General features: G+C 68.7%; 7 protein-coding genes. 1 reads left to right on the top strand and 6 read right to left on the bottom strand.

What is annotated here, in order from left to right:
- Nucleotides 1-182: 182 nt before the first annotated feature.
- Nucleotides 183-1,139 carry a sugar-binding transcriptional regulator gene (locus tag F3J14_RS32655; protein WP_105786265.1) on the top strand — a complete coding sequence of 319 codons (957 nt, stop codon included), beginning with the start codon at nucleotides 183-185 and terminating at the stop codon, nucleotides 1,137-1,139.
- 108 nt (nucleotides 1,140-1,247) lie between these two features.
- Here the strand turns inward: F3J14_RS32655 and ugpC are convergent, their stop codons facing one another.
- The 6 genes from ugpC to F3J14_RS32625 form a co-directional block, all read right to left on the bottom strand.
- Nucleotides 1,248-2,357 (bottom strand): sn-glycerol-3-phosphate ABC transporter ATP-binding protein UgpC, encoded by a 1,110-nt coding sequence (ugpC, locus tag F3J14_RS32650; protein ID WP_105832479.1) that lies wholly within the window; start codon nucleotides 2,355-2,357, stop codon nucleotides 1,248-1,250.
- An 85-nt stretch (nucleotides 2,358-2,442) separates the two neighbouring features.
- On the bottom strand, nucleotides 2,443-3,156 hold the full coding sequence (locus tag F3J14_RS32645; RefSeq protein WP_166726423.1) for an HAD family phosphatase: 714 nt from the start codon (nucleotides 3,154-3,156) through the stop codon (nucleotides 2,443-2,445).
- Nucleotides 3,153-4,004, bottom strand: coding sequence for a carbohydrate ABC transporter permease (locus F3J14_RS32640; RefSeq protein ID WP_011657785.1), 852 nt, complete (start codon nucleotides 4,002-4,004; stop codon nucleotides 3,153-3,155). Before F3J14_RS32640 ends, F3J14_RS32645 begins: the two co-directional genes overlap by 4 nt.
- A complete protein-coding gene (locus F3J14_RS32635; RefSeq protein ID WP_166726422.1) occupies nucleotides 4,001-4,948 on the bottom strand; it encodes a sugar ABC transporter permease in 948 nt (315 codons plus the stop codon). Before F3J14_RS32635 ends, F3J14_RS32640 begins: the two co-directional genes overlap by 4 nt.
- Nucleotides 4,949-5,050: 102 nt before the next feature.
- Nucleotides 5,051-6,376 (bottom strand): sugar ABC transporter substrate-binding protein, encoded by a 1,326-nt coding sequence (locus F3J14_RS32630; RefSeq protein WP_166726421.1) that lies wholly within the window; start codon nucleotides 6,374-6,376, stop codon nucleotides 5,051-5,053.
- Nucleotides 6,377-6,488: 112 nt separating this feature from the next.
- Nucleotides 6,489-7,222, bottom strand: a 734-nt coding sequence (locus F3J14_RS32625; protein WP_166726420.1) for a class II D-tagatose-bisphosphate aldolase, non-catalytic subunit, incomplete at its 5' end; no start/stop codon positions are given.

The raw sequence follows: 7,222 nt of genomic DNA, 5'->3' as shown, positions 1-7,222 counted from the left end.
GACGCGTTCCGCGCGCTGTATCGCCACGTGCGCCCGCTTTACGAACCGTCGCGCGCGCGGCTCGCGTAAGCGCCGCCGCGGCCGTCGGCCGTGCGCCCGGCATGCGTTACAGTGGATGCCGTCGGCGCCGCCTGACGGCCGGCCCGCGGGGGCGGCCCCCAGATCCAAACCGAACCGCTATCGTGTCCAAGTCCTCAGAAAAACTCGATCTCGCCACACGCGCCGCGTGGCTCTACTACGTCGCGGGCGACACGCAGAATGAAATCGCCGAGAAGCTGCAGGTGTCGCGCCCGGTCGCGCAGCGCCTCGTCGCGTTCGCGGTCGAGAAGAACCTGATCCGCGTGCGCGTCGATCACCAGCTCGCCGACTGTCTCGATCTCGGCGCGCAACTGTCGAAACGCTACGGGCTCGCGATGTGCGAAGTCGTGCCGGTCGATGCCGACGCGCCCGAAGCGATCGACCGCAAGCTCGCGGTCGCCGGCGCGCAGGTGATGGAGCGCTACCTGAACGAAACGCGGCCGATGGTGATCGCGGTCAGCAGCGGCCGCACGCTGAAGGCGGCGGTCGCGCAGATCGCGCAGATCGAGCGGCCGCAGCACCGGCTCGTGTCGATGGTCGGCGCGATCGCGGCCGACGGCTCGTCGAACCGCTACGACGTCGCGCAGTACATCTCCGAGAAGACGGGCGGCAAGCACTTCCTGCTGCCCGCGCCGCTGTTCGCCGACAGCGACGCCGAGCGCGCGCAATGGTGCAATCATCGTCTGTACCGGATCGTCGATGCGCTGTCGGCTCAGGCCGACGTCGCGTTCGTCGGGATCGGCAACATCGGCCCGCACTGCCCGCTCTACGAGGACGGCTTCATCACCGAACAGGAACGCGACGAGATGACCGCGCTCGGCGCGGTGGCCGAGCTGCTCGGCGTGCCGATCGATGCGCGCGGCAGGCTGGTCGACGTGTCGACGAGCGCGCGCGTGACGAGCGTCGCGCTCGACGCGCCGCCGAAACGTCCGACGATCGCGTTCGCGGGCGGCCCGAAGAAGCGCGACGCGGTGATCGCCGCGCTGCGCGGCGGCTGGCTGTCGGGGCTCGTCACCGACGAGACCTGCGCGCGCGCGGCCCTCGACGCGAAGGCGGCCTGACGCCGCCGAACGCGCATACAGCCGCGCACGGCGTGTGCCCCACTCTGCGCCCCACTCTGCGGCGCACGGCAGGCGCGACGAGCGCGAGCACTGCCTAGCGTTCGAACATCACGCCGCCTTCGCGTGCGCGCTCAGCCGCCGGAACGCCTGACCCTGCTCGTCGAACAGGTGGCAATGCTCGGGCTGCGCATGCACGTGCAGCGCCTCGCCGGTGCGATACGTGTCGAGCGGCGGAATCCGCGCGATCAACCCGTCCGGCGCGACCGCCGACTCCGCATACAGATACGCGGCATCGCCGAGCGATTCGACGGCCATCGTCCGCGCGGCGACACCGGTGCCCGCCGCACCCACCAGCAGATGCTCGGGCCGCACGCCGACGGTCACGGCCGCGCCGGGCTGCAGCCCCGCCGCATCGACCGCCACGCGCTGCGTCTCGCCGCTGTCGAAGCGCACCAGCACGCCGGTCGCATCGGCCGACTCGACCGTGCCCTTCAGGAAGTTCATCTTCGGCGAGCCGATGAAGCCCGCGACGAACTGGTTCGCCGGCGCGTGATACAGCGTGTTCGGCGTGCCGACCTGCTGCACCGCGCCGCCCGACAGCACGACGATCTTGTCGGCGAGCGTCATCGCCTCGACCTGGTCGTGCGTCACGTAGATCATCGTCGTCTTCAGCTCGTCGTGCAGCCGCGCGAATTCCAGCCGCATCTTCACGCGCAGCGCCGCATCGAGGTTCGACAACGGCTCGTCGAACAGGAACACCTTCGGCTTGCGCGTGATCGCGCGGCCGATCGCGACGCGCTGCCGCTGGCCGCCCGACAGTTGCTTCGGCTTGCGCTCGAGCAGGTGATCGATGTGCAGGATCTTCGCGGCCTGCTTCACCGCCTGGTCGATCTCGGGCTTCTTCGCGCCGGCGAGCTTCAGGCCGAACGCCATGTTGTCGTACAGCGTCATGTGCGGATACAGCGCATACGACTGGAACACCATCGCAATGCCGCGCTTCGCGCTCGGCACGTCGTTGACCTTCGCGCCGTCGATCAGCAGCTCGCCGCTCGAGATGTCCTCGAGCCCGGCGATCATCCGCATCAGCGTGGATTTGCCGCAGCCGCTCGGGCCGACGAACACGACGAATTCGCCGTCGGCGATGTCGAGGTTCACGTTGCGCAGCACTTCGGTGTCGTCGTAGCGCTTCGCGATGTTGCGCAGGAGCACGCTTGCCATGGTCTGTCTCCGTTCGTTCGTGATGCGCCGCGTTCGACGCGGCGCGCAATCGTTCGTGGTGAGGGTCTGTTTCAGCCAATGGGCCCTAGCCCGGCAGCACCGCGCCCGTCGCCTGCCAGCGCGCGACGTAGCCGGGCAGCTCGTGCATGTCGTCGAATACGTGACGCGCGCCGATCCCGCGCAGCGCGTCGACCTGCGCGGCCGACGCATGCCCGCCGCCGACGAAGCCGAGCACGGTCATGCCGGCCGCGGCGGCCGCGGTGATGCCCGTCACGCTGTCCTCGACGACGAGGCATTGCGCGGGCACCGCGCCGAGCGCGCGCGCGGCCGCGAGATACACGTCGGGCGCGGGCTTCGGCCGTGCGACGGCGTCCGCGCAGAACAGCCGGTCGCCGAAGAAGCGTGCGAGGCCGGTGCGCGCGAGCGCCGCCTCGACATACGCGCGGTAGCTGTTGCTCGCGCACGCCGTCGGCAGGCTGATCTCCGCGAGTGCCGCCTCGATGCCGTCGACCATCGGCGCGTTGACGGCCGCCGCCTCGACCGCGCGACGAATCGCGTCGACGTCGTCGGCCGACAGCGTGCGGCCGACGGCCTCGCTCGCGCCCGCCAGCACGCGCTCGATGCGCAGCCCCAGCAGCGGCATCACGGCCGGCCGCGCGTCGACGCCCGGCCAGCGCGCATCGAGCTCGCGCACGATCACGTCGGCGGCGACAGCCTCGCTGTCGATCAGCACGCCGTCGCAATCGCAGATCAGCACGTTCAATCCGTGGCCGACCACGCCTTCGCCGGCCGCCGTCATTTGACCGCTCCGAACGTGAGCCCGCGCACGAGCTGCTTCTGCGACAGCCAGCCGACGATCAGGATCGGCGCGACCGCGAGCAGGGAAGCAGCGGACAGCTTCGCCCAGAACAAGCCCTCGGGGCTCGAGTACGACGCGATGAACACGGTGAGCGGTGCAGCGTTCGAGCTCGACAGGTTGATGCTCCAGAACGCCTCGTTCCACGACAGGATCACGAGCAGGAGCGCGGTGGACGCGAGGCCCGGCAGCGCCATCGGCATCAGCAGGTAGACGATCTCCTGCCACGTCGACGCGCCGTCGATGCGCCCCGCTTCGAGGATGTCCTTCGGAATCTCGTTGAAGTACGTGAAGGTCATCCATACCGCGATCGGCAGGTTGATCAACGTGTACACGATCACGAGGCCCGACACGGTATCGAGCAGCCCCGCGTTCTTCCACAGCAGGTAGATCGGCACGAGCACGCCGACCGACGGCATCATCTTGGTCGACAGCATCCACAGCAGCACCTTCTGCGTGCGGCGGTTCGGGAAGAATGCCATCGCGTAGGCCGCCGGCACCGCGAGCAGCAGCGAGATCGCCGTGACGCCCGCCGAGATCAGCACCGAATTCCACGCGAAGCCGAAGTAGTTGCTGCGCGCGAACACCTCGCGGAAGCTGTCGAACGTCGGCACGAAGAACAGCGTCGACGCGTAGGCCTGCTGCTCGGTCTTGAACGCGGTGATCGCCATCCAGAAGATCGGGAAGAACAGCAGCAGCGCGATCAGCCACGCCAGCGCGCCGGGCAGCGCGCGCCGCACGAGGTCGAACGCGGCCGGCGCGCGCCGGCCTTCCAAAGTCAGGTCGCTCATTTTTCGTACTCCCCCTTCAGGTTGCGCGCGAGCATCCGCACCAGGAAGAACGACACGACGTTCGCGACCACGACGGCGATGATCCCGCCCGCGGACGCGAGGCCGACATCGAACTGCTGCAGGCCGAGCGCGTAGATCAGGTACGACAGGTTGGTCGTCGCATTGCCCGGGCCGCCGCCCGTCGTCGTGTAGATCTCCGCGAAGATCGACAGCAGGAAGATCGTCTCCATCATCACGACCACGGCGATCGCGCGCTTCAGGTGCGGCAGCGTGATGTAGAAGAACATCGCGATCGGGCCCGCGCCGTCGATGCGGGCGGCTTCCTTCTGCTCCTGGTCGAGCGACTGGATCGCGGTGAACAGGATCAGGAACGCGAACGGCAGCCACTGCCACGCGACGATCATGATCACGGCGGTGAGCGGGTAATCGGCGAACCAGTCGACCGGCGTCATCCCGAGCGCGCGCATCGCGTTCGCGACGAGCCCGTACACCGGATGCAGGATCATGTTCTTCCAGATCAGCGCGGCGACCGTCGGCATCACGAAGAACGGCGCGATCGCGAGCAGCCGCGCGACGCCCTGCCCGTAGAACTTGCGGTCGAACAGCACGGCCATCAGCACGCCGCCGACCACCGTGATCGCGAGCACCGCGCCGATCAGCACGAGCGTGTGCCAGATCGCGGGCAGGAACGACGGATCGGTCGCGAGGAAGCGGTAGTTGTCGAGCCCGGCAAAGCCCTTCACGTCCGGGTTCAGCAGGTTGTAGCGCGAGAACGAATACCAGATCGTCATCGCGAGCGGAATCGACATCCACAGCAGCAGCACGGCGACGGACGGCGACACGAGCCAGCTGGGGCCGCCGCGCGCGCGACGCGGCGCGCCGGGCGGCGACGACGCATCGCCGACCGACGGCGCGTGGCTCAGGGGAAGACGCAAATGACGCATGATCGGAGTCCCTCCGGTTGAGGCGCGGGCGCGAACGGCCGTCCCGCGTTATTGCTTCGGCCACGTGCACCGTGCGCGGCGGCGCGCACGGTGCGGGCCGCGTTACTTCTTGTAGCCGGCCTGCCGGACCGCGCGGTCGGCGGCGGCCTGCCCGGCGGCCAGCGCCTGGTCGACTGTCGTCTGGCCGGCGACCGCACCCGCGATCGCCTGGCCGACCACGGTGCCGAACGACTGGAATTCAGGAATCCCGACGTACTGCACGCCCGTGTACGGCACCTTCTTCAGCGACGGATCGTTCGGGTCGGCCGTCTCGATCGCCTTCAGCACGAAATCCGAGAACGGCGCGGCGGCCTTGTACTCGGGACGCTGGTAGGTCGACGTGCGGGTGCCCGGCGGCACCGACGCCCAGCCTTCGTCCTTGCCGGCCATCTCGATGTACTGCCTGGACGTCGCCCACGCGATGAACTTGCGCGCGGCGTCCTGCTGCTTCGACGTCTTCGGCACGGCCAGCGCCCACGCCCACAGCCAGTGCGAGCCCTTCGGCGTGGCGGCCACAGGCGCGGCCGCGAAACCGATCTTGTCGGCGACCTGCGACTGCTGTTTGTTATAGAGCATCCCGGCCGCGACCGTCGCATCGATCCACATCGCGCACTTGCCCGATGCGGTCAGCGTCAGGTTCTCGTTGAAGCCGTTCGAGCTCGCTCCCGGCGGCCCGTCCTTCTTCAGCAGGTTCACGTAGAAGCCGATCGCCTTCTTCCATTCCGGCGACGTCAGCTGCGCGTTCCAGTTCTCGTCGAACCAGCGGCCGCCGAACGTGTTCACGACCGTCGACACGTACGCCATGTTCTCGCCCCACCCGGCCTTGCCGCGCAGGCAGATCCCGTAGGTGCCCTTCGCCTTGTCGGTGAGCTTGTCCGCGAACTCGGCGATCTGGTCGTAGGTCGGCTGGTCGGGCATCTTGAGCCCCTTCGCCGCGAACAGGTCCTTGCGGTAGAACGTCATCGAGCTCTCGACGTAGAACGGCAGCGCATACAGCTGGCCGTTGTACGACAGGCTGTCGCGCGCGGTCTTCACGATGTCGTTCAGGTCGTAGTCGGCGGGCAGCCCCGTCATCGGCGCGAGCCAGCCGCGCTTGCCCCACTGCGGCGTCTCGTAGGTGCCGATCGCCATCACGTCGAACTGGCCGCTGCCGGTCGTGATGTCGGTGGTCGCGCGCTGGCGCAGTACGTTCTCCTCGAGAATCACCCAGTTCAGCTTGATGTCGGGGTTCGCCTTCTCGAACGCCGGCGACAGCTTCTTCAACTCGATCATGTCCGGGTTGTTCAGCGTCGCGATCGTCAGCGTGCCGGCGGACGCCGCGCACGCGGCCGTCGCGAGTGCGGCTCCGGCGAAGCAGCGTGCGGCGGCATCGAGCATCTTTCGTTGCATGGCATGTCTCCTGTGATTGTTCGAACTGTCGTCGGTGTTGCGTATTGTGTTGCGTGCGTATTACTGATTACGTATTGCGTGTGTCGCGTTGCTGCGTTTCCTTCTCGGCCCGTCACGCCGGCCGCTGCATGCCGCACGCGCGCGCATAGTGCGCGATCACCTCGCGGATCCGGTGGCGCACCCACGCGCGCGGTTCCTTCGCGAGGCCGCCCGCGCGGCACGCCGCGTACACGTCAGGCAGCCACTGCGCGACGAGCGTCTCCGGCACAGGCTGCCGCGCGAGGTTGTCGAACAGCTGCTCGACCGCCGCCGCGACGGCCGGCTGCAGCCAGTAGTAGCGGATCCGGTCGCTGTAGCTGAACTGGCGCGCGAGCCGCTGCTCGGTTTCGTCGCCGCGGTAGTACGGCGCCCAGTGCTCGGGCTGCGCGCGCATCGCGGCGTCGACGACGTCGCGCAGGCGCGAGCGCTGCGCGACGTCGCCGATCAGCGCGTCCTCGATGAAGGTGAGCGCGAACAGCGCCTCGCGCAGCGCGAAGGTCAGCGCGGGGCCGACCTTCAACACCGCGAAGTGGTCGCGCACGAGTGCGGCGAGCGCGTCTTCGGTCTGGTAGTCGGTCGAATGCGCTTCGAACACGAGGCGCGGCGTGCGCAGGATGCTCGCGCCGAGCGACGCGGCCTTCGCGCTGTCGTAGTCGAGCACGTGGCGATCGTCGAAGTCGACGCCCGGCTGCGCGACGATCGCGACCACGCGGGTCCACGCATCGTCGAGCCCGGCCGCCGCGAATGCGCCGCGGTGCGCATCGAGCGTCGCGGCGATGCTGTCGCTGCGCGTGACCGCGATCCGCA

The sequence above is a fragment of the Burkholderia sp. Tr-862 genome (assembly GCF_011753085.1).
GTDB classification, from domain to species: Bacteria; Pseudomonadota; Gammaproteobacteria; order Burkholderiales; family Burkholderiaceae; genus Burkholderia; species Burkholderia ambifaria.
The sequence above is the reverse complement of the archived record's forward strand: the minus strand, read 5'-3'. Positions and strand labels throughout refer to the sequence as shown.

Coding starts and splice junctions, on each gene's coding strand:
- ugpC (WP_105832479.1), bottom strand. CDS start 2,357: ATGGCAAGCGTGCTCCTGCGCAACATCGCGAAGCGCTACGACGACACC.
- F3J14_RS32645 (WP_166726423.1), bottom strand. CDS start 3,156: ATGACGGCGGCCGGCGAAGGCGTGGTCGGCCACGGATTGAACGTGCTG.
- F3J14_RS32640 (WP_011657785.1), bottom strand. CDS start 4,004: ATGAGCGACCTGACTTTGGAAGGCCGGCGCGCGCCGGCCGCGTTCGAC.
- F3J14_RS32635 (WP_166726422.1), bottom strand. CDS start 4,948: ATGCGTCATTTGCGTCTTCCCCTGAGCCACGCGCCGTCGGTCGGCGAT.
- F3J14_RS32630 (WP_166726421.1), bottom strand. CDS start 6,376: ATGCAACGAAAGATGCTCGATGCCGCCGCACGCTGCTTCGCCGGAGCC.